The organism is Mycobacterium sp. NGS26 (genome assembly GCF_059813025.1).
Window position 1 is genome coordinate 45,671 of the sequence record NZ_JCALDU010000008.1, and the last position, 22,823, is coordinate 68,493.

Below are 22,823 nucleotides of genomic sequence, written 5' to 3' on the forward strand. Positions count from 1 at the left end.
CTCGGAAACCTCGGCGTCGTTCGCACGGGTTGCAGTTCGCCAAGCCACAGCGCCTTGGTCTCCTTTCCTGTTCATGACGACCTCATGACGACTCCGACTCCGAGATGAGGCCGATGCAGGTGGCCGTCAGCACTCGGGTGAGGGCGGACGCGAAGTCGATGTTCCACTCCGGCGGAAGGGCGTCGGGCTCCTCGGCGTAGGCGTCGGTGAGCCGCTCCGGCGGGTTGGCGATGTGCCAGAAGGCCGATGCCAACGAGTAGGCGGCGATCAGGATGTCGAAGGCGCCGGAACGGCCCAGCGCGGGCAGCGCGCGCTCGATGGCGTCGGCCAGCGCGACCGCGGCGGCGGCGATGTTGCGCCTGATCTCGACCACCCGGTCGATCTCCACCTCGTGCTCGAGGTGCAGGTGGAGGTTGGACAGCAGGTCGCAGAACAGCGGGTCGGCGGCCAGCCCGTTGGCCAGCGTCTCGGCCACCCGCGCCGGCGTCATCGGCCCGGGCTTGGCCAACTCCTCGCACACGGTGGCCGACCAGCGCGCCCACCCCTCGGCGGCGAGGTGCAGCAGCACCTCCTTGTGCGAGGTGAAGTAGCGGCGCACCGCGGAGTAGTGGATCCCGGCGCGGCCGGCGACCGCGGTCAAAGTGACTGAGGCGACGCCGGTCTCGAGCGCCAGCGAGCGCGCGGCCTCGACGAGGGCCGCCGCACGCTGACGCTTGTTCTCCTCGGTGCGGGCGCGCTGAAATGTGAGTTGCGCCACCGGGTGAGGATAACGCACATCGTGTGATTTGTATAACGCACATCGTGTGATTTGCGCTGGCCCACACCGAGCCCACACCGAGCCCTCTGTTACGCACGTGGTAAGCGTTACACTCCAGCGCGCGAGGGGAAGGAGTCAACGGTCCCACCGCTACTGCTTCGCACTCGGGCCGACCGTTGAAAGGGATTCCGAATTTTCAAGGTGCTGTCCCGGACATGGATCCCACTGGTCATCGTGGCGGTACTGGTGATCGGGGGGTTCATCGTGTTCCGGGTGCACGGCTACTTCGGCTCCGCAAAGCGGGAATCCTACGCGGACAGCAACCTGCAAAACCCCAAGCCGTTCAACCCGAAACGCATCGTCTACGAGGTCTTCGGCCCGCCCGGCACGACCGCGGACATCAGCTACTTCGACGTCAACGGCGACCCCCAGCGCGTCGACGGGGCCGCGCTGCCGTGGGCGCTGCGCGTCACCACCGACAAGGCCGCCGTGATGGGTAGCCTCGTGGCGCGCGCCAGCGGCGACAGCGTCGGCTGCCGCATCACCGTCGACGACGTCGTCAAGGCCGAAAGAATCTCCAACGAGGTCCACGCCTACACCTTCTGCCTGGTGAAATCCGCGTGACCACAACACAATTCGCCAGCACTGCCGACACCCACGCCGACCGTCCGTTCCTCGCCAGGATGATCCACGGCCTCGCGGTGCCGATCATCCTGTTCTGGGTCGGGATCGTGGTCGCGCTGAGCCTGTTCGTCCCGTCGCTGGAAGTCGTCGGGCAGGAGCGGTCCGTGTCGCTGAGCCCCCGGGACGCGCCGTCGTTCGTGGCGCTGCAACACATCGGCCACGCGTTCAACGAGGGCGAGACCGACAGCTCGGCGGTGATCGTGCTGGAGGGCAGCCAGCCCCTGGGCGACGACGCGCACAAGTTCTACGACGCGATGATCCGCAAGCTGCGCGACGACAAGAAGCACGTGCTGAGCGTCCAGGACTTCTGGGGCGATCCGCTCACGGCCGCGGGCGCGCAAAGCAACGACGGCAAGGCCGCCACCGTCCAGGTGAACCTGGCCGGCAATCAGGGCGAGCTGCTGGCCAACGAGTCCGTCGACGCCGTCCGCACGATCGTGAACAGCACCCCACCGCCGCCCGGGGTCAAGGTCTACGTGACCGGGGTGGCGGCGCTCGCCGCCGACCTGCACCACAGCGGCGACAAGTCGATGCTCAGGATCACCGCGACGACGATCGCGGTGATCCTCATCATGTTGCTGCTCGTCTACCGATCGATCGCCACCGTGGTCCTGCTGTTGGTCACCGTCGGACTCGAATTGACCGCGGCGCGAGGGGCCGTCGCGCTGATGGGCCACTTCGGCCTGTTGGGGCTGTCCACCTTCGCGGTCAGCCTGCTCACTTCGCTGGCGATCGCGGCCGGCACGGACTACGGGATCTTCATCGTCGGCCGCTACCAGGAGGCCCGGCAGGCCGGCGAGGACAGGGAAACGGCCTTCTACACCATGTACCGCGGGACGGCGCACGTCATCCTGGGCTCCGGCCTGACCATCGCCGGGGCGACGTTTTGCCTCAGCTTCGCCCGGATGCCGTACTTCCAGACCCTCGGCGTTCCGTGTGCGGTCGGGATGCTGACCGCGGTGGCGGTCGCGCTGACGCTCGGCCCCGCGGTGCTGATCGTCGCCGGCCGGTTCGGCGTGTTCGATCCGAAGCGCAAGCTCGGGGTCCGCGGCTGGCGACGGATCGGCACCGCGGTGGTCCGCTGGCCGGTGCCGATTCTGGCCGTCACGTTCGGCATCGCCCTCGTCGGCCTGGTGACCCTGCCCGGCTACAAGGCCAATTACAACGACCGCGGGTACCTGCCCGACTTCATCCCCGCCAACGCGGGCCTGATGGCCGCGGATCGCCACTTCTCGCAGGCCCGGATGAAGCCGGAGATCCTGATGATCGACGCGGACCACGACATGCGCAATCCGACGGACTTCCTGGTCCTCGACCGGTTGGCCAAGGGCATCTTCCGGGTTCCGGGGATCTCGCGCGTGCAGGCGATTACGCGGCCCGACGGAACGACGATGGATCACACGTCGATCCCGTTCCAGATGAGCATGCAGAGCGCCGCTCAGATGCAGAGCATGAAATACCAGCGCGACCAGATGAACAACATGCTCAAGCAGGCCGACGAGATGACCAAGACGATCGCGACCATGCAGCGGATGTACGACCTGATGCGGCAGCTCGTCGCCACCACGCACCGCATGGTCGGCGACACCGAGGAGATGCAGCAGATCACCAAGGACCTACGCGACCGCATCGCGGACTTCGACGATTTCTGGCGGCCGGTCCGTAGCTATTTCTATTGGGAGAAGCACTGTTTCGACATCCCGATGTGCTGGTCGATTCGGCAGATATTCGACGCGCTCGACGGGGTCGATCAGATCACCGACAAGCTCGACACGCTGGTGGGCGACATCAAGGATCTGGATCGGCTGATGCCGCAGATGATCGCCCAGTTCCCGCCGATGATCGCGACCATGGAGAACATGCGGACCATGATGCTCGACATGCACAGCACCATGTCGGGAATCTTCGCCCAGATGGACGAGATGAGCGACAACGCAACGGCGATGGGCCACGCCTTCGACGCGTCCAAGAACGACGACTCGTTCTACCTGCCGCCGGAGGTCTTCAAGAACAAGGACTTCAAGCGCGCGATGAACAGCTTCCTGTCGCCGAACGGGCACGCGGCGCGCTTCATCATCCTGCATCGCGGAGACCCCGCATCGGCCGAGGGCATCGCGAGCATCGACAAGATCCGCACCGCGGCCGAAGAGTCAACCAAGGGGACGCCTTTGGAGGACGCGAAGATCTACCTGGCCGGAACCGGGGCGGTCTTCAAGGACATCTCCGAGGGCGCCAAATGGGATCTGGTGATCGCCGGAATCTCGTCGCTGTGCCTGATTTTCATCATCATGCTGATCCTCACCCGCGCGCTGGTCGCCGCCGCGGTGATCGTTGGCACGGTGGCGATTTCGCTGGGCGCTTCCTTCGGGCTGTCCGTGCTGGCCTGGCAGCACATCCTGGGAATCCAATTGCACTGGATCGTGCTCGCGATGTCGGTCATCGTGTTGTTGGCCGTGGGTTCCGACTACAACCTGTTGTTGGTCTCCCGGTTCAAGCAGGAGATTCACGCCGGCCTGAACACCGGCATCATCCGTTCGATGGGCGGCACCGGCAAGGTGGTGACCAACGCGGGCCTGGTGTTCGCGTTCACGATGGCGTCCATGGTCGTCAGCGACGTCCGGATGATCGGGCAGGTCGGCACCACGATCGGCCTCGGCCTGCTGTTCGACACGCTGATCGTGCGTGCCTTCATGACGCCGTCCATCGCCGCGCTGCTGGGCCGCTGGTTCTGGTGGCCGATGCGGGTGCGTTCCCGCCCGCCCAGGGTTCCGTCGCGGCCGGTCGAGCCGCACCGTTCCCTCGCCTATACCGACTGAACGTTTGCGCGCGGCCCGGCTAGACGTCCATGAATACGGCATCCCCTAACTTCGAGATCGTGATGATCCGATTGCTGTTCAAACGCAGCAGTGAGCCGTGGCGGGGCGATTTCCACGCGTCATCTCCAACCCGACTCCTGGGCAATGATGCTGCGCAGGGTTCGCGGCAGTCCGAAGTGCAGCCGGTCGAGTACTGCTCTTTTCAGGAAGAGATGAGCGTCGCATTCCCATGTGAAACCGATTCCGCCATAGACCTCTATCAGCTGGCGAGCGACTTCGACGTAGCGCTCGGTGATGTGCGCTTTGGCAAGCGCTGCATACTTGACAGCTTCTGCGGGCTGGCGATCGAAGACGTGTGCTGCATACCAGTAGAGGCCTTGCGCGGGCTCAGTTGCCACATCCATGTCGGCAAGTTGATGCTTGACCGCCTGAAAGGCTCCGATCGGAACGCCAAACTGTTCGCGAGTCTTAACGTATTCGACGGCGAGATCTACGCACCTCGATGATCCGCCGTACGCATCGGCAGCCAGCAAGACCCTTGCAGCATTAGGTACGTCCGTCGTCAAGCCTGGATCGCCAGACAACAATTGACCGTGACGTCCGGTCAGCTTGATCGATGACACCATTCTCGTTGGATCCAGACCATCGAGTGGCTGCGCTGGACCCGTATCCGTAATGTCCTCTACGGCAACGATTCCATCCGGCGTCGCCACCAGAAGCAATTCAACACAATCCTCGCCCCCCATGATCGATACACTGCTATCACCAGCCGCATTAGATTTGAATGCGAATGCATGGCCGTCCCACCTGATTCTGGGAGCGTACGCGACAGCCACTCGAGTGTCCCCGTGAGCGATAGCCGTTAACCACTTGTCACGCAATGCGCTTGCATCACACCTCTGAAGGGCCAGCGCTCCAACGACAGGCCCGAGCAGGGGACCCGGTGCAGCCGCATAACCGAGCCGCTCGACGACGACTGCTACATCGAGCAACTCTAGGCCGGCTCCACCGAACTCTTCGGGGACCACCATCCCGAAAACGCCAAGTTCGGAAAGCGCAGTGTGCAACTCCTCGAGCACCCGATCCCTTTCCGCGTCTGCATTAACCACGTGTCGTACCCGTGTGAGCGGAAACTTGCGCAACATCAGATCGTCCACAGTTTCGGCGATGGTGCGCTGATCTTCGTCGAGATCGAACTTCATGACCGCGCTCCTGCGTTTCGATCACGCGGAAGTCCTAGACCGCGCTCCGCGATGATGTTTCTCTGAATGTTTGAGGTACCGCCGGCGATCGACAACCCCAGAGATCCAAGGAACTGAGTCATCCACCTTTCGTTCCCTGGGACTGCCCCCTTCGCCTTCGGGCGCGGCGCCAACGCTGCTGTTTCGCCGAGAATCTCGAGGGCGAGTGCGGCCACCTGCTGGCCGAAGTCGGTGTTCATCAGCTTGTTCTTGTATCTGAGCCGGCCAGCTACTTGTCCGCTGAGCGCACGAGTAAATTGCAGAAACTCCGAAAAACGATGTGCCTCTAGGTATCCCATGAGTACGGCGAGGCGATCTCGGATGTGATCGTGTTCGATCGCGGGTATCCCGTCGATATCAGCGCGCTGCGCCAATTTCACCAGACTACGGAACAGAGCTTCTGACCGTTTCGCGCTGCCGACCATCGCACGCTCATGTTTAAGGGTGCTATTGGCTACGGACCAACCTTGGCCCCGCTCTCCGACGATGTGGTCTGCCGGGGTGGTCGCATCAGTCAAAAAAACTTCGTTGAATTCCGCACCGCCATCGATCTGGCGCAGAGGTCGAACATCAACACCCGGCTGATTCATGTCGAGCAGAAGATAGGACAGTCCCGCCCACTTGTTCGGGGCGTCTGGCTCGGTCCTGACCAGAGCGAACATGAAGTCGGCTCTGTGCCCGTTGGTTGTCCAGATCTTTTGTCCATTGATGATCCAGTGGCCATCCTCGAGAATGGCAGAGGTCGACAACGAAGCGAGATCCGAGCCGGCGCCTGGCTCGCTATAACCTTGGCACCACACCATCTCACCAAACAGGGTGGGGGGAATGAACCTCGCCTTCTGCCACTCCTCACCCCACTCGAGCAAGGTCGGCACAACCATCTCGACGCCAATACCCTCGACCTGGTACGGCGCTTTTGCGGCAGCGAACTCCTCTCGAATGATCTCCGCCCGTAGCCCATCGGGTTCTTGTCCAGAGCCACCGAACCTTTTGGGCACGTGACGGTATAGGTAACCACGTTCGATGGCACGTCTCCGGAGCTGGCCAACAGCTTCGGCATCAGAGCGCTTGCTTCCCTCGTTCCACTCATCGGCGATGAATGCGCGGACCTCGTCCCGAAACCGTTCATACTCGGGTCCGTAATTCAAGTCCATGAGAAGCAACCTCCATTGACGTTGGTACTGACACCCTCGACCGTCATCTCGACAGGGCAACGGGCAGCATGGTGCACATCACGGCGACGTCGGCCAACCCGACATCTTGGCGAGGGTTCGTAGCATCACCTCATCGGCGCCCCCGGCGATGGAAAGCAGCCGGCTGTCGCGAAAGTAACGCGATACCCAGGTTTCCTCCATATACCCGATGCCACCGTGGAATTGGATCAGTGTGTCGGAGACCTGGCGGTTCAACCGCCCCGCGGTCAGTTTGGCTATCGTAGCCGCGTAGCTCGTGTCTTCCCCTCGCCTGTATGCCTCCGCCGTGCTGTAGCTGTACTGACGCAGCATGTCCAGTTCTGCGACCAGCTCGGCGAGTTTCATCTGAATGTGTTGGTGCTCGAGCAGTGGCTTCCCGAACACCTCTCGACTCCGCAGATAGTCGACTGTGCGCTCAAGGGCTCTTTCGATCTGTCCGACCGCGATATACACCGCGATCATGCGCTCCGGCTGAAACTGCCGCATCTGTTGCTGAAAGCCACGGCCGATCGTTCCGATCGTGTTCGACACCGGCACACGGCAACGGTCGAATGCCAGCTCGGCTGTGTCTGAGGATTTGTTCCCAAGCTTGCGCAGCTTGTTGCTGACGGAGAATCCCGGGGTGTTCGTCGGGAATACAATTTGGCTCATTCCGCGGTATCCGCCTTCGTCAGAGGTCCGCGCGAGCAAGCAGAGCCAGTCCGCCTGCGTTCCATTTGTGATGAAGGTTTTGGTCCCGCTGATCACCCAGTCACCGCCGTCACGCACGGCTTTGGTTCGTATCCCGGCCACATCTGAACCTGCATCCGGCTCGGTCACGGCTATCGAGGACACCATCTCGCCGGCGATCGTTGGCTTCAGGTACCTGTCCTTCAGTTCAACAGAGCCGAACTCCGCCAATGAGGGCGTAGCCATATGAGTCTGTACGGCAATCCCCATCGACACGCCGCCTGCATCGATACGACCCAGCTCTTCGCCCAACACCACTGAAAAGCTATGGTCGGCGCCAGCACCTCCCACCGCTTCGTCGTACTCCAAGCCAAGCAGTCCGAGTCGTCCTAGTTTCGGCATGAGTTCGTGGGCCGGAAATATGCCCGCGTGTTCCCATGTGTCGATGTTGGGATTGATTTCCCGGTCGACGAAGTCGCGCACCATCGCTCGAAATGCGTCGTGCTCGTCGGTGAACATGCTCGGGCGGAAGGGTGTCATGCGGTCCTCCTAGGGATAGACATGCGCCGACTAGCCGAACGTCCGTGGCGTGTAGACGATGGGAACGCGACTGGGGATCGACTTATTGGTCATGCATGCGTACTTGACGACGTCGTCGGGTGCGATCGCGTAGTCCGGCAACGCTTTCACGAACTCTTCTAACGCGACCTTGACTTGCAGCACCGCCAGTGGCGAACCTATGCATCTGTGCGGACCCGCGCCGAAAGTAACTGCGCCACGCGGTTGGCGATCAAAATCGACCGTATCTCCCGCTGGATACATCCTGCTGTCGTGATTTGCGCTTCCGTTTGGCAACATGACTCGGTCGCCACGTTTGAGCTGTACGCCAGCGAACTCGGTATCGCGGGAGACGTCGCGGGTGATGTTGTGAAATCCGTGATAGCGAATGAGTTCCTCAGTGGCCTGCGGGATGATCTCCGGTGAGTCCAGCAGGCGCTGTTTGTATTCAGGATGAGCTGCCAGAAACATCAGGCTGTAGGTGATCATTGCGCCTGTGGAGTCCGTTCCGGCGAAAAACAGCAGATGCGTGATGTTGAGGATCTCGGCGTCCGTCAGCGGTCGATCTTCGTACGCGGCTGACAGCAGGAACGACACGATGTCACCGCTCGGCTCGGTGCGGCGCCTCTCGATGAGCTCCGACACCAGACCTACTATCTCTTGGCTTTTTGCCACGCGGAATGCCATCGCCGCTTCGTGGCCTTGCTCCTTCCGTACCTGGTCCGGCGTATAGACCATGTCGAAAGCGAGCTGATTGAATGAACGAAAGTCACTCTGAGGCAACCCGAGCAGTCCGCAGAAGGTCGCTGCCGGAAGGGCAATCGCAAAGTCCGTCGCGAGGTCGCATCGCCCCGCCGGGCCGATCTCGCGTATCTGCTCGACCGCCGTCTGCCTAATGATGTCCTCCAGACTCCGCAGCCGCTTCGGACTGAACATGGGTTGCAGCACCTTGCGCCACGAGCGATGCTCGGGCTGGTTGAGGGTCAGCGGAATCATTGACGCCGCGAACGTGCCTGCAACCCCAGGTAACGTTCCCTCTTGAACGAACAGCTCCGGATCCTCATAGATCGCACGGATGTCCGCGTACCGAGTGAACACCCAGTGCCCGACGCCAAACGGCGTGTAGAACACCCGATACCGCTCCCGTAAGCCGCCGTCGAGAGCGGATGGCGGGAACGCGTTTACCTCCGGTCCGATTACGGGGTCGTAGTCAACGACGAGTTCGGGCGGGACGTGACTCGGAATCTTCAAGTCGGTCGTCATGTGTGATGCACCTTTCGAAAGAATTCGACGGCGATGTATTCAGAGCGGGTATCACAAGCCTGATATGTCGAGCACGGCGACGGTCGCGGCGCCCGGTTCAGAGCCGATCCCGATGTCGGGTACGAGGAGCGCCGGCTCGCCCTCCAGCACCCGCGGGTAGACGACATTGAAGTCGGCGGGAAATCGGACCGGACAGTCTGCGCCCTGATCAAGGACCATTGGCCGTCCGCCGGGCGGTATCGCGACGATGTTTCCTTCCAGCGGGTTTGATACCAGGGCCGTGCCGCGACGCGTAATCCCAACGCCATCAAGGACACCCAAGTCTCTGTAAACTGGCGGCGGCTGCAGCTCGGTTTCAAAATCCTGATGATCGAGCCGATACAGTCCCCCATTTGCGGGGTCGATTGTCGAGCAGCTGACCGCATAAGCACGCCCATCGATCGGAGAGACGGTCACCCCGTTGACATACCCCGGCATTACGACGCGTTGGACGGCATCGGCTGATTCCCGAGCGCCAGCTATCAAAGGTGCAATCGCATCGACCGGGATGCGATACACCGCCGGTGGTACCGGCGGCGGTGCGGCCGGATCCGGATCGGGGTTGGTGTTCGGAATATCGGTGACGAATAGGTTGCCTCCGGTATCGACCGCACAGCCGTTCGGTTGTTCGAGTCCGTTGAACCGCTCGCCAATTCGACTTTCAGCATTCAGCGGTAGCAGTCCCAAAACCTCGCCGCGAGCCGGGTCGTAGATCAGCACGTGGGGGTCTGGATCGACTAGCTCGACGCCATCGGCAGTAACTGGGCCACCGCCGGCGACATGGAAAACGGTTCCTCGCGGAAACGCCGCGGTGTCAGTCCGCAATACGTCACAACCCAGGGTTGCAGTGAGCCCATCCACCAGGCGGCGTTCCTCAACAGATAGCGTGCCGCTCTCGTTGAGTCGTGCGCGGGAGATGAACGATTCTCCGCGTCTGTAGACCACCCCCATCCCGCCCCGGAAGCTCGAAACACCGAGCGTTAGTGCGCAATTACCGAACACGATGGTCTCACCATCGTCGAGAAGTTCCGCGCTTTCGGGGTTGGTGCATCCCTCGATTACGCCAACTAACCGGACGCTGCGTCGTTCCGTCACTTCTTCACCCTCGCTGTCCGCGTTGCGTCGAGTTCGCGCGCCCGACTCCTCTGCCGACCATTCGACTCGCGCGTTCCTGCGCCGGTTAACCTTGAGGAAGCACTGTGATGCTCTTGATTTCGGTGTACTCGCAGAACCCCTCAGGTCCGCCCTCTCGCCCGATTCCAGAGGCCTTATATCCACCGAATGGAGTGGCGTTGTCGAGGAAGACCCCGTTGATGACGCAGCCTCCGGCGCGCACGCCTGCCGCGATCGAGCGCGCCCTTTCCTCGTCAGAACTGTAGACCGCACTGTACAATCCGTATTCGGAGTCGTTCGCGATACGGACGGCATCCTCGTCCCCTTGGTGCGGCAGGACTACTACTACCGGACCGAAAATCTCTTCCCGAGACACACGCGCGTGGTTTGTGAGTCCGGCGATGACAGTCGGAGCGATGTACCAACCTCGGGTGAGTTCGGGAGGCGTTCCACCACCGGCGACAAACTTGCCACCTTCTTTCCTAGCGAGTGAAAGGTATCCGAGCACTCGGTCTTGCTGCCGCTTGCTGACCAATGGGCCTACCGTTACCTTCTCGTCAAATGGATCGCCGACTTCGATCGCGTCGAACGCGGCGCCGATCGCATCTGTCCACTCCGACAGCCGTGGCTGCGGAACCAAGATTCGCGTCAACGCAGCACACGCTTGGCCGTTGTTGACTGTGGAGCCGAACACCAGCGTGGGAAGAACTTTGTCGGGTTCGGCATCATCGGCGATGATGGCAGCACTTTTGCCGCCGAGTTCGAGGCTCACGCGAACGAGGTTTTGACCGGCAACGGCAGCGATATGCCGACCTACTGCTGTACTCCCGGTAAAGCTGACTTTATCGATCTGAGTCGATCGGATGAGGTGGTCACCGGCATCACGGCCGCCAGGCAAAATGCTCACAACGCCCTGAGGCAACCCGGCAGCATGGACGGCATCGGCCAACAGGTAGCCGTCCAAGGCGGCCTCAGCGGCCGGCTTGAGAACAACCGTGCAGCCGGCAAGAAGCGCCGGAGCGAGCTTGCTGCAGCATAGATAGTGTGGCGCGTTCCAGGGGGCGATCGCCGCAACCACGCCTACCGGTTCACGGACAAGCGTCGACGTAGGAAGGCCGTCGGACCTCGATCGAGTCTGTGTCCACAATTCCGAGTCGGCCATCTCGGCGTAGTACCGGAACCATCCGGCGCCGGCGCGGGCGTGCCCGTAGAGACAGAACAAGTAGGGACATCCCACTTCTTGGGTCTGTGTGCGAGCGAGCTCTTCAGTGCGCTCATCTAGGGCTTTGGCGATGCGAATGAGGTACGCCGCGCGCTCAGTGGGCATCATTCGTGGCCACGGGCCTTCGTCGAACGCGTGCCGGGCCTCAGCAATAGCTCGATCGATTTCGGCAGTGGTGGGCTCAGGCACCACGCCGACGGGCTCCTCGGTGGCACTGTCATAGACGGTGATGGTCTGTCCACTGCTGGGCGTCGCCCACTGACCGCCGATGAAAAGCTGATCACGCTTGAACATCACAACTCCGTATCCCTGTCTGGGCAAAGAAGATCGACGCGGCGTTGTGCCGTACGCGCCGCTGATGCGCCCGCCTACTGCCGGTATACAGCCTTCCGCGAAGTATCAGGAATTGAGGGCAAGGGGATCTGCCGGCCGTCCCGCACCAGTCGGCTGCCCCCGACCGTCGCGTGTCGACGTTCATCGACCGTCCGATTGCTTGCCATGCCGCGCAGAAAGGCGCATCTGTGCCAACCATGGCGTCAAATAGTACACTGTTTGCGGTTGGCCTGTCTACGGCACGGGATGAACATACGGCACTGCGCTGCCGGCTTGCACCGCGGCGAGAACGGCCTACGAATCAAGGACAACGTCGCCACACGCCAAAGGCATTACTTCGCAGTAGGTATCAGGCACCTGACCACGCATGGACAGTGCGGCTGCCCGGCTACCCGTCAGCTGGCCGACCAGTTCGGGAACCGCTTCTCCGCGAAAGCGGTGGCGCCTTCCTTTGCACCATTCGAACTGAACACGGGACCGATGAACTTCATCTGGTCATCCCACATTTCGTCCTTAGCCCAACTGCTCGACTCGACTTCGTCGCTGCTACGGCTAGCGGCCCGTTAGCCGTGACGCGCTCCGCCAGATCCAACGCCGCATCAAGAACTCTCCTGGGCCTGGCTATCACATTCACAAGGCCGAGAGAACCCATTCCAGAGCTGAATATTCCGTCACTGCTCTGCAATATGGCGGCCGATAAAGTGGCGTCACCTTCGAGTTGGTCGACAGCTGCGGCAAGCCGTGACTCACCATGGCGTTCACCGCATTCCGCGCGTTGGCACGATTGATCGTAATGAGCAGGATGCGACCGCGTCGCTCGATAAGCACAGCCTGTCCAGGACCTCGTTGCCCGATGAGCTCTTGTCACCGGTATCGACCGAGTTTCGGTCAGACACAGTGGGTTATCACATCAGTCTTATTGCAGGATCTTGCGCCCCTCGCGTGGCTTTCGAATGATCGAATCTGCGCTCGCAGGTCATCGTGGCTCGCGCAGCACGTTGTCCCCACTCAACCCCGCCAGCCGACGAACGACGCCGACCGGTTAGGGTTCGTCCGTATCGCCACCTATATACCGGATCTCGTAGACGGACGAATCCGGCTCATGATAATCGCCAGTTGAATAGCTCTTCCGAATCTGACCATAAAGCAGCCGATCTCCGGCGAAAACCAATGTGCCCGCGCCGCCCTGAAGATTCATAACGAAATCGTGCGCATTGCCGTCGGGGTCTATGCGCACAATCTTGGCGTCGTAGGGCAGAGGTCCATCTTCCACCATCGTGGTGTGCATCTGATTCGTTGAACCCTCATCGGACACGAATGCGTGACCTTCAAATTGCCCGAAACCTTCAGGAGCGACCGCGGGTCCGTTCGGAAGGACCAGACCCCAACGGCGGTCCGGCAGCATCTCGGGATCAATGCCGTCGGCTGTGAGTCTCCAATAGTGAAGATCCAGCCCGGGCTTGGCGGATTCCGTAAACGATGTATCCGGTATACCCGCCATGATCAGTTCTCCCTCAAGATCTCCCCAGTGTTCAGTCGCATAGAAGATCGCGAGGGGCATCACCGCCTTGCCATCCATCGTGTCCTCGTTCAGGGACGCGAAGACCGTGCACGAACGATCAGGGCGAACACTGTAGATGGTCCGGTTCATCAGTGACATGACGAACCAAGTACCCTCGTGCGCCGTTGCAGGCCGGCCGAAGGTACCGGTCACCAATGCACCTGGTATTCCGTCTCCCGCAGTTCCTGCGTGTGGCGGCTCGGCGAAGAATTCCGGGGTGTTGCTTCCCGCGGGCAACCTAAAAACCAGGTGTTTCCGCGTCGCGCCGGCCCGGCCGGGATGGGCCTGGCCGACGAAGAAGATGTCGCCTGCATACGGCCCGAACCACGATGGTGCGACAACCGGGCACAGGACCATAGCCTTGCCCGTATTACCAACCGGCATTACGGGTTCGATCTCATAGTCGGGTCGGATTCGATAGATCGCCCCGTGGCCGTTCTCCGCGTCCCACCCGCGCTGCGGCTGGCCGCCTATGTCACCAGCGAGCACGCTCCCGTCCGCTTCGACATGAAACAGTTGCACGTCGTAGAGAATGTCTCCCGGACTGATGACCTCACGAACCACGAAGCCGTTGTCCACAACTTGCGCGCGAGGTTTGCACCAATCGCGGAGCCATTGGTACTCAGCGAAATCAGGGGGTGGGGTTCGTGTCAAGGTCCGTCCTATCCCATTCCTAGTCGGTCCAGTATGCGCCAAACACAATCAGTGTACTATTTGTCCGATTCAAAGTATACTGAGACCTTGCATGCCGTCCTAAGGACGGGATGCGGGCGACGACCGGAGGAGACTCTTGTGTGGCTGCCTGACCATCTGAATCGCTTGGTCAACTTGGATCGTCGGGCTCCAGCAGTCGAAGCCGAAGGTCGTTGGTGGACTTGGGATGACATAGCCCGGTGGCAGGATCGCCTGGTCGAAATCGCTGCCGAGAACGGCGTGCTACTACCCGCCGACATCGCTGTTGTAATGGAGAACTGCTTCACAAGTTTCGCGACGATGGCGGCGGTCCTCTCGACAGGTAGCACCCTCATCCCACTCAGTCCTCTCAAGAGCGCTCAGTCGTTGGCCGAGGAGCTAGACGGACTTCGGCCGCAGATCGTCATGGTCCGAAATCAACACCTGCTGGATCAGGCACTGCGAGATGCCATCTCCGCTGTCGGCGCCATCGGCGTCTCACTCGGAACTGGACGCGCGGAGTTCGCTGAAGTCAGCGTACGACCGAACAGTCGTCCGCCCATGAAACGGAGCGCAGATGCCGACGTCGCCGTGCGGATGGGCACCAGCGGAACAACGGGGCCGCCGAAGCGCGTGTCTTTGCGCTACGACGCGTTGGAACAGACGCTGCGGCATGGTCGCAATCACCATGCCGCCGGTGCTGACGGAAAAGCCACGCTGCGGTCTGGAACGGTCATTCTGATGAACCCTCCCGTTCATATGGCGGGATTCGACGCAGCACTGCGCACCATGGTGGAAGGTCGGAAGGCCTGCTTGCTCGAACGTTTTACCGTCGATGGGTTCGTGGCGGCGCTTCGACGTCACAGTCCACGCGTCGTGGGGCTTGTCCCTGCCGCCCTACGAATGCTGTATGAGGCCGACGTTCCAGTTGACGCTTTCGACGCTACGGAAGTTGTTCTCTGCGGTAGTGCTCCACTGTCGAGCGCTCTATGGCGCGACTTCGAGAATCGTTACGGCGTGGCTATCTTGGTCAATTACGGTGCCACGGAGTTCGCCGGCGCCATCGCAGGCTGGACAGCACCCGATCACGCCCGGTGGATCGGTGCCAAGCGCGGCAGTGTGGGCCGACCACTTCCGGGGACCGAGCTACGCGTAGTTGATGACAATGGCGTTCCCGTCCCCGTGGGTGAGCGAGGAACGTTAGAAGTCAGGTCAGCACACCTCAGCGGCAGTTGGACTAGAACAAGCGACCTTGCTCGGATCGACGAAGATGACTTCCTGTGGCTAGAGGGCCGCTCAGACGGAGTCATCACCCGCGGGGGCTTCAAAGTGTGGCCGGCCGACGTTGAATCAGTCCTGGAGAATCATCCCGCCGTTCGGGAGGCCTGCGTTGTGGCTAAGAAGGATGCTCGCCTGGGCGAGGTTCCCGTCGCGGTGGTCGAACTGGTGTCGGGAATCGCACCGCCAACGCCAAGCGATTTGATCTCTTGGTCTCGCGCACGATTGACTGGCTATCAGACGCCCGTGGACCTGATGATCCTCGACGCCCTTCCTCGCACACAGTCGATGAAGGTCGCGCGGGGGGCAGTACGCGCCTTGGTTGCAGCGGCAACTGACAGAGACGGACACCGTGGTGGCGCGCCGTGATGGAATCCGGGTGCTGCGCAATGTTATTGGCCACGTGTGGGTGTGACGGCAGCTGCGATGCTGTTGAGGTGTTTGAGCATGCGCCGCGACGCCAGGGCCGCGTCCCCGGCGATGATCGCCTCGGCGATGGCCGCATGCGCGCGATGGATCTCGTCGAGGGTTTCCTGCGGCCGCTGAAACGTCACCCCAGGCGTGAAAAGCGCTGCAGGCCCCGGCCTGTCGTGAGTCAACTGCGCCAAAATCTCGATGAACATCCACAACGCGGGATTACCGCTGATCCGAGCCACCACTATATGAAAGTCATGGATGTGGACATCAATCTCAGGACCGATAGCACGCTCTTCATCCAAACACTCACGAAGCGTAGCGATATCAGACTCGGTCAGCACCTCAGCGGCCAACTGCACCGCAAGAGTCTCCAGCGCAGAACGTACCGCCATCAACTGGGCAGTGCTGACCCGCGCATACTCCAGATACAACGCCACCGGACGCACCGCCGAGGACGGATCCGGGTGGCGCACAATCAAACCCCCACCAGAACCACGCTGCATCGCGGCTACACCGTGATGCTCCAACAGGCGCACCGCCTCACGAAACACCGCACGGCTGACATTGAGCCACTTCAACAGCTCCGGCTCAGAACCCAACTGCTTACCCTCGGGCCACCCCTGCCGGATGATCTCGGCCTCAATCCGCATCGCCGTCAACTCCGCCAACTTCAATTTCGTCCCGCTGACAACCGCCGGCGGCGGCTCAATCCACGCACGCGACATCGCCGACGAATTCGCAGATTCCGATTTGCCCACGCATAGAGGATACCCTTACTGCACGGTTTCGCCGTCGAGCCAACTATCAGGAGGCCAAGTTGGAATCCAACAGTCAAACTCGACCGTCCGGCCTGCGCTATGAAGTTCGTGACGGCGTTGCATTGCTGACGCTCGACCGACCTGGCCGAGGCAACGGATTGACCGTCGACCTGGGCGACGACCTGGCCCGAGCCTGGGCGGCGGTCCGCGATGATCCGGCGATTCGCGTTGCTATCATGACCGGATCGGGCGATCGCCACTTCTGCACCGGAGCCGACGTCGGCGCAGCGGAGTTTGCCGGTGATGCCCCACGGAACGACGGGCCGTACGACCAAGACGTCAGGTACACCGCGAGGCAAAATTCCGTGTGGAAGCCGGTTATCTGCGCGGTCAATGGCCTCGTTGCCGGTGCAGGCCTGCATTTTGTGGTTGATGCTGACATCGTGCTAGCTGCCGAGACCGTTGCGTTTATGGATACACACGTCAGTGTCGGCCAGATAGGTGCCATCGAAAATATCGGGCTTACCCGGCGTTTGCCATTGGGATCGGCATTGCGCATGACGCTCATGGGCAAGCACTACCGCATGCCCGCCCAACGCGCTTACCAGTTGGGTCTAGTCGACGAAGTATATCCAGTAGAGGAACTGCTACCCGCCGCAGACGAGATGGCTCGCCTCATGATGCAAGGTTCACCTCGGGCGATGGCCGTGTCGCAGGAAGCGCTCTGGAAGTCCCTCGACATGGGCTACACGCAAGCCACTGATCTCGGATGGGCCCTCGTGAGGAGCCATTGGAACCACCCCGACGCTACCGAGGGTCCAAAGGCGTACACGGAGCGCCGCCAACCCCAATGGCAACCCCCCAGAGCGGGCAGAGATTACCGGCTCCGCTGATCGAGGCTCGGCCAGACTGGGCGGTCGAGCTAATGACACGATGCCTTCCGCTGCGCTCGCGAATGAAGTTAGGGAATCAGCACAGGTTTGACGACTGACCCATCAGCCACTGCTGCCAACGCCGTATCGACGTCGCTCAATTTGAAGGTCTTGGTCATCTTTTCAATCGGCAGCAGTCCCTGCTCCCACATCTGCGCTAACTGCGGGATGAAAACCGGCGGATTGGCCAAGCCCATTACGCATCCGCGAAGTATGCGACCGGAGAGCAAGGAAACAGAATCGAGTTCATACTGCGTCCCGACCGGGGCGGCTCCCACCAGTACGGTGGTCCCGCTGGGCTTGGTCGACATGAAGGCATCATGGAGCCCCTTTTTGGTTCCGCTTGCCTCCACCGCACCATCGACTCCACCCGGAATCAATTCGTGGATGGCTTGAATCGAGTCTTTCGAGTTGGCATCAATGACGTCTGTGGCGCCGAACTGCCACGCAAGATCGAGACGGGTGGATTTGAGGTCGACACCGACTATGCGTGAGCATCCGCTGTACTTCGCGGCTGCAACGGCTGCCAATCCGACTGCGCCCATACCGACGACAGCAACGGTAGATCCCGGCAGCGGCCTAAGTGCATTGAGCACTGCGCCCGCACCGGTAGGGATGCCACAGCCGAGTGTTCCGGCGATTTCCAACGGAACGCTGTCTGGAAGTTTGATTGCGAAGCGTTCTTCGGTTAGCGCGTGGGTCGCGAACGACGACTGCACATTGAACGATCCATGAACCGGGTCACCCCCCTGCGACATTGTCACTGATCCGTCCACTCGGGCGCCGACCATGTTGATCTGCGAGATGTTCGGGCAATTCGCGGGCGAGCCCGAAAGACATGACGGACACGCGCCGCAGAAGCCGAAAGACAAAACGACCCGGTCCCCGATCGCCAAAGTGCTTACGGCCGAACCAACCTCAACGACTGTGCCTGCTCCTTCATGACCGACGACGGCCGGCAAGGGATACGGCCACGCTCCGTCACGAAGTGACAGATCCGTATGACACACACCACAGCCTGCAATCTCGACGATGATCTCGTTCGCTCGTGGCTCATCGAGGTCGAGGGTTTCGATTGACATCGATGCGCCTGCTTCACGGAGAACTGCCGCTGTAATCTTCATACCGCTTCCTACCTTCTGGGGCTGGTGTGATTGCTGTCGGTCGATGGAGGCCGCTGAGCCTTACAAGATGACGCGCTCCCGCCTCAAGGCGGCAATGTCGCTCGCCGAGAAGCCCAAAGCTGTCAACACTTCGTCGTTGTGCTCTCCCAGTTGAGGCGCCACGCGGTGCGGGACATAGGCGACGTCGGTTGCCCTAATCAGGAGGCCGACCTCTCGAACCTTGCCGCGCGTCGAGTGCGGACATTCGACCGACCTCCCGGTTCGGAGATTTTCGGGATCCCGCAGGAACGCTGTGCTGTTATGCGGGACGGGTTCCACAGCGGCCACGCCGGCCACTTGCAGCGCGTCAACCAGCTCTTGGGTTTTCCACATGCCGATCGCATCGCTCAGCACCGCCTCGAGCGCATATTGATTCTCTTGGCGTTGTTCGACATTGCCGAAACGAGGGTCACCGAGGATCTCTACGCCAAGCACATCAGCCAGGCCACCGATTTCGGTGCTGGTCGTGGCGACCACACAGATCCATCCATCGCTGGTCTCGTACAACCGCTCCAGGGGTCCGAATCCCGTTTGGCTGGGGTCCAGCCTCATCGCCCCGAGAACTTCACCATCCGGGCGCCGAACGATGTGGGCCACATGGCACAACGCTGCGTTCAGTTGGGGGTGTTCAACGTACTGACCGTTGCCGGTGCGGCGCTGGTGAAAAGCTGCCATGAGCATGCTCAGCGCACCCAGCAGGCCATTCGCTGGGTCTTCGTTGCCGATCGGATACACAGGAGGATTAAATTGCCCCGAAACTTCGGAGGTAGCACCCACATAGCCAGAAATCAGCGGCGCAAAACTCTGCCCGCCTGCAAGTGGACCGGTCGAGCCCCACCCTGGCGCATAGGCGTACACGATCTCCGGGTTCAGCGATCGCGCCCGCTCGTATCCCACGCCGATGCGATCCGCGACTCCGGGCCGCATGCTGTTGTGCACGACGTCCGCCCACGTGAGTAACCGCTCAATGAGAGGCTCGGCCTCCGGCCGCTTGAGGTCTATTGCAATCGATCGCATTCCAGCATGGCTTCCGCGGAAGATGACCTCCAGCCCGCGATTTGGATCGCCCACCAAGGTTTCAAGTCGGATGACATCTGCGCCGAGGTCTGCGAGGAGACGCGAGCCGTAAGGGCCAGCGTAGAAAGCGCCCAATTCCAGGACTCGTAGGCCTTCCAAGAACGGTCGGCGGTCGGCGTGCGGCGATATTTCCACCTTGCCCGACGTCGTAGACCAAATCTGCGAGGCGTCGTCCTGACCAGCTATCGGTGCCGGCTTGGCCACCGCGGCCGGCGAATCTGCGAATCGTGCGGCCGGTGCAACTTGATCCACCGCACCGATAACCGGGTCATCGACGCGAATGACCATTCCATTATGCAGAGTTTGCTGCTCATCGAACACATCGATCGGTTCCAGTAGCGGTATCGCACAGATATCGGCACCACGAAGAACTTCGAGCCATTCTCCTCGCGTCCGAGTCTCGAAGATGCGCGGCAGATCCTCGCTCAGCACTGTGCGCTGCTCAGGAGTTAACGGGATTCCCATGTCGATGCCGTCTTCGCTGGCGGGTATGCGGTCCTGTAGCCCAACGATTTTCAGGAATCGCCCAAAAGCTCCGACAGCGCCCGTATGGACGCCGATGATCTCGTCGTCGCTGCACCGGAAGTTCCTGGCGACCAACCGGTTCGCACCCGGATCTCGCGGTGGCGGCGGCACATCCGCGTCTCCCCACAACATACTGAGATACACCAACGCGCCATCCAGAAGCGCCGTCTCAATGTGACGGCCTATACCGTCCGCGTGGCGCCGATACAGCGCTGCCACTGTTCCGATCGCGGCCAGATGGGCAGCACCAATGCTGGCGAACGGTAGGCCTTGGAAGATTGGGCCGTCTCTGTGACCGGGTTGCTCCCCCATCGATCCCACAAGGGCATGGACTATGGCTTCATAGCCAGCCAAATTGCGATACGGGCTGTCACATCCGAATCCACTGACAGATACGCAAACGAGACTGGGCCAAGCGGCATGAAGGTCGGCGAAACCCAAACCCAGTCGATCGGCAACTCCTGGCCGCCAACTCTCAAAGAAGACATCGCTTTGTGCGATGAGCTCGCGTAGGCTTGACTGGCCTTCTTGGGTCTTCAGATCAAGTGTGACACTGCGTTTTCCACGGTTGAAAACCGAATAATGAACTGCCAGCGTGGCTCGAAACCGGTCTCCACCTGGAGGCTCGACCCACACGACATCGGCACCGTAATCGGCAAGGATACCTGTCGCCCGCGGCCCAGCAGTGCCAGTCGAACAGTCGACGACGCGGATGCCAGAAAGAGGTCCTGACACAGCTTCACTCCTCAGCTAGGTCTTTCATTGTGTAAGAGGTCGTCACCCGCCGACGCGCCGGGGACCCGCGGTCATCGGTCGTGCCGGCGGATCGGGCAAAGTCACCGGCCCTCGTTGGCGAGACGCCAGTTGTACCCACGCATGTCCGACGGCATTTACTTTGCCTCGTTGATTGGTAGCGGTGATGTCGATCTCTATCGAAGGGCCGAGCGGCGAACTGTCGTGTTTAGCGATAACTGTGCCCGTGATCCATGTGGTGTCACCGATGTAGTTGAACCTTCTGAACTCGCCCCGAAGCCTCGCCAGCCATCCGTCGTCTCCGATGAAGTTCGTGCAGTAGTGGACAAGCCAACTCCACCGCATGGGGCCGATATCGTACGATGACATCACACCGATCTTGCGCGCCGTTTGAGGCTCCCAATGGATACGCTGAATAACGTCCCAGGCGTTGAACTCATTGCGAGTGTAAAAGCCGCGCAACTTCTTTCGATTCTCATATGCCATTCGTAGCGGGGGGTTTCCATACCCGAACCATCCGCCGCCGATGTGGAATGAAATGAGGTCGGTAACTGTCAGCGGCCCCTTGACCATCGTCGGAAGCTCGTGCCCTACTTCGACGTCTTCCCACCACAGAGTGTCGGCGCCGCGAAGGTACTCGCTGTCGTACGCCCGTTCGATCTCAGCGAGCTGTTCGTCGGAGTACCATGCAGGTTCATCCGCCGCATACTTCGTTCGTTCCGAGGACCGTCGGCGCTCAGCGTGCACAAACCAATGCTGTTCCTGCACCGGCACGACTTCGCGTTGGTTCCACCACGTCTGCTCGTTAGTGACGATGACCGACCTCCCCGCGAACTCCGATGGCTTCTCCGCGACATCATGCACAACTCTCTGTCGATCGAGCTCGTCGCCGGGCAAAATGGGGCGAAACCAACGAACATCATTGCCGGAGTGGAACAAGTGAACGCCTCGGAGTGCGCCCCGCGTCTCCCGATCCAGCTCGGGCGGACACACCGGGGTGCAGTCGTGGCCCATCGTGCTCTCCAAGCCGGGGCTGGCGATTTGCGAACCCCAGCGGGTCTTCCTGCCGTAATCGGGAGTGGTGAACAGGGGATTGACGTCGCCGTATCCTTCCGCGAAGTGACGTATCGAATCGAACGTCGCCACCGTATTGAACGGCAGCATCTCGATACCGGATCTGACAGTGGGATTCGAGTAACCGATCCGACGACGCATCATCTCCACAGAGGCGTCGGTTATATGTCCATGTTCAACGTCGCTCATCCCGCTGGGACCCCTCCTCCGATCGGACTCTCTGGGCCGGGCATAGAAGCGGCAAGCGCCACCGATAAATAGTATCCTATTGGCTTCGCCGGATCCACTCCCGCCATAAGCCGTTCAGTCCGTCGGCCAGCAGATCACGGCGGGAAAGCATGAGCTCATGGCCTGTCTCCACACACACGTCGTCGGCACCCCGAGACTCGACGTTCTCGGGCTTCGCCAGCGGCAGTTCTATGTCATGGCGGACTAAGCCATGTCCCTGATGGCGTGACGAAAAACTTGAACGGGCCGTGAGAGCAATACGTACTGCTGTCCGCCATGGTGACGCACCGCGTCGCGTTGTATTCGATGTAACTGCGAGGCGGCAGCTCTTTCTCACCACGACCCGGCGGAAATTGCACACCGAGCAACCGGTCGTACCGCGTGACAACGTTTCCGTTGACCCAACCTATGTTTGTGGTCCCGGGCGGTGCACCTCTGATATCGCCTGTGCAGCCGAAGCTCCCGCGGTCCCAGATACCGCAATTGAGACCAAGCGG

At 61.1% G+C, this 22,823-nt stretch carries 16 protein-coding genes and 1 pseudogene; 4 read left to right on the top strand and 13 right to left on the bottom strand.

From position 1 onward, the window contains the following. Positions 1-82 precede the first annotated feature (82 nt). Positions 83-775 (bottom strand): TetR/AcrR family transcriptional regulator, encoded by a 693-nt coding sequence (locus AC5Y6X_RS22940; protein WP_499989449.1) that lies wholly within the window; start codon positions 773-775, stop codon positions 83-85. 183 nt (positions 776-958) lie between these two features. On the opposite strand from AC5Y6X_RS22940, the gene AC5Y6X_RS22945 reads away from it, so the two are divergent. Further along, entirely contained in the window at positions 959-1,381 is a 423-nt protein-coding gene (locus AC5Y6X_RS22945) for an MmpS family transport accessory protein (RefSeq protein ID WP_499989450.1), read from the top strand. A gap of 59 nt (positions 1,382-1,440) precedes the next feature. Then, positions 1,441-4,257 carry an MMPL/RND family transporter gene (locus AC5Y6X_RS22950; RefSeq protein ID WP_499989674.1) on the top strand — a complete coding sequence of 939 codons (2,817 nt, stop codon included), beginning with the start codon at positions 1,441-1,443 and terminating at the stop codon, positions 4,255-4,257. A 119-nt stretch (positions 4,258-4,376) separates the two neighbouring features. On the opposite strand, the gene AC5Y6X_RS22955 is transcribed toward AC5Y6X_RS22950, so the two are convergent. The 8 genes and pseudogenes from AC5Y6X_RS22955 to AC5Y6X_RS22990 form a co-directional block, all read right to left on the bottom strand. Beyond that, positions 4,377-5,459, bottom strand: a complete 1,083-nt coding sequence (locus AC5Y6X_RS22955) for an acyl-CoA dehydrogenase family protein (RefSeq protein ID WP_499989451.1) — start codon at positions 5,457-5,459, stop codon at positions 4,377-4,379. Next, a complete protein-coding gene (locus AC5Y6X_RS22960) occupies positions 5,456-6,652 on the bottom strand; it encodes an acyl-CoA dehydrogenase family protein (RefSeq protein WP_499989452.1) in 1,197 nt (398 codons plus the stop codon). Before AC5Y6X_RS22960 ends, AC5Y6X_RS22955 begins: the two co-directional genes overlap by 4 nt. A 78-nt stretch (positions 6,653-6,730) precedes the next feature. Next, positions 6,731-7,900 (bottom strand): acyl-CoA dehydrogenase family protein, encoded by a 1,170-nt coding sequence (locus AC5Y6X_RS22965; protein ID WP_499989453.1) that lies wholly within the window; start codon positions 7,898-7,900, stop codon positions 6,731-6,733. Positions 7,901-7,930: 30 nt separating this feature from the next. Then, positions 7,931-9,181 carry a cytochrome P450 gene (locus AC5Y6X_RS22970; RefSeq protein ID WP_499989454.1) on the bottom strand — a complete coding sequence of 417 codons (1,251 nt, stop codon included), beginning with the start codon at positions 9,179-9,181 and terminating at the stop codon, positions 7,931-7,933. 51 nt (positions 9,182-9,232) lie between these two features. Continuing rightward, entirely contained in the window at positions 9,233-10,315 is a 1,083-nt protein-coding gene (locus AC5Y6X_RS22975; RefSeq protein WP_499989455.1) for an SMP-30/gluconolactonase/LRE family protein, read from the bottom strand. Positions 10,316-10,400: 85 nt separating this feature from the next. Then, entirely contained in the window at positions 10,401-11,849 is a 1,449-nt protein-coding gene (locus tag AC5Y6X_RS22980) for an aldehyde dehydrogenase (protein WP_499989456.1), read from the bottom strand. 434 nt (positions 11,850-12,283) lie between these two features. Beyond that, positions 12,284-12,743 (bottom strand): annotated as a pseudogene (locus tag AC5Y6X_RS22985) (enoyl-CoA hydratase-related protein). A 187-nt stretch (positions 12,744-12,930) separates the two neighbouring features. Continuing rightward, complete coding sequence (locus tag AC5Y6X_RS22990; RefSeq protein ID WP_499989457.1) at positions 12,931-14,028, bottom strand: hypothetical protein; 1,098 nt, start codon at positions 14,026-14,028, stop codon at positions 12,931-12,933. Between the two features lie 213 nt (positions 14,029-14,241). On the opposite strand from AC5Y6X_RS22990, the gene AC5Y6X_RS22995 reads away from it, so the two are divergent. Then, complete coding sequence (locus AC5Y6X_RS22995) at positions 14,242-15,768, top strand: class I adenylate-forming enzyme family protein (RefSeq protein ID WP_499989458.1); 1,527 nt, start codon at positions 14,242-14,244, stop codon at positions 15,766-15,768. Positions 15,769-15,791: 23 nt separating this feature from the next. Here the strand turns inward: AC5Y6X_RS22995 and AC5Y6X_RS23000 are convergent, their stop codons facing one another. Then, entirely contained in the window at positions 15,792-16,574 is a 783-nt protein-coding gene (locus tag AC5Y6X_RS23000; RefSeq protein ID WP_145958890.1) for a FadR/GntR family transcriptional regulator, read from the bottom strand. A 59-nt stretch (positions 16,575-16,633) separates the two neighbouring features. On the opposite strand from AC5Y6X_RS23000, the gene AC5Y6X_RS23005 reads away from it, so the two are divergent. Further along, a complete protein-coding gene (locus AC5Y6X_RS23005) occupies positions 16,634-17,467 on the top strand; it encodes an enoyl-CoA hydratase/isomerase family protein (protein ID WP_499989459.1) in 834 nt (277 codons plus the stop codon). Positions 17,468-17,535: 68 nt separating this feature from the next. Here AC5Y6X_RS23005 and AC5Y6X_RS23010 read toward each other — a convergent pair whose 3' ends face one another. The 3 genes from AC5Y6X_RS23010 to AC5Y6X_RS23020 are packed head-to-tail and all read right to left on the bottom strand — an operon-like array spanning position 17,536 to position 22,287. Then, positions 17,536-18,630 carry an NAD(P)-dependent alcohol dehydrogenase gene (locus AC5Y6X_RS23010; RefSeq protein ID WP_499989460.1) on the bottom strand — a complete coding sequence of 365 codons (1,095 nt, stop codon included), beginning with the start codon at positions 18,628-18,630 and terminating at the stop codon, positions 17,536-17,538. A gap of 60 nt (positions 18,631-18,690) precedes the next feature. After that, on the bottom strand, positions 18,691-21,006 hold the full coding sequence (locus AC5Y6X_RS23015) for a CaiB/BaiF CoA transferase family protein (RefSeq protein WP_499989461.1): 2,316 nt from the start codon (positions 21,004-21,006) through the stop codon (positions 18,691-18,693). A gap of 42 nt (positions 21,007-21,048) precedes the next feature. Beyond that, positions 21,049-22,287: an FAS1-like dehydratase domain-containing protein gene (locus tag AC5Y6X_RS23020; protein WP_499989462.1), complete on the bottom strand. Its 1,239-nt coding sequence runs from the start codon at positions 22,285-22,287 to the stop codon at positions 21,049-21,051. Positions 22,288-22,823 lie beyond the last annotated feature (536 nt).

Bases quoted from the DNA above. Each gene is read 5' to 3' on its own strand.
- AC5Y6X_RS22960 (WP_499989452.1), bottom strand. From the start codon at position 6,652: ATGGACTTGAATTACGGACCCGAGTATGAACGGTTTCGGGACGAGGTC.
- AC5Y6X_RS22965 (WP_499989453.1), bottom strand. From the start codon at position 7,900: ATGACACCCTTCCGCCCGAGCATGTTCACCGACGAGCACGACGCATTT.
- AC5Y6X_RS23010 (WP_499989460.1), bottom strand. From the start codon at position 18,630: ATGAAGATTACAGCGGCAGTTCTCCGTGAAGCAGGCGCATCGATGTCA.
- AC5Y6X_RS22980 (WP_499989456.1), bottom strand. From the start codon at position 11,849: ATGTTCAAGCGTGATCAGCTTTTCATCGGCGGTCAGTGGGCGACGCCC.
- AC5Y6X_RS22955 (WP_499989451.1), bottom strand. From the start codon at position 5,459: ATGAAGTTCGATCTCGACGAAGATCAGCGCACCATCGCCGAAACTGTG.
- AC5Y6X_RS22970 (WP_499989454.1), bottom strand. From the start codon at position 9,181: ATGACGACCGACTTGAAGATTCCGAGTCACGTCCCGCCCGAACTCGTC.
- AC5Y6X_RS22950 (WP_499989674.1), top strand. From the start codon at position 1,441: ATGATCCACGGCCTCGCGGTGCCGATCATCCTGTTCTGGGTCGGGATC.
- AC5Y6X_RS23020 (WP_499989462.1), bottom strand. From the start codon at position 22,287: ATGAGCGACGTTGAACATGGACATATAACCGACGCCTCTGTGGAGATG.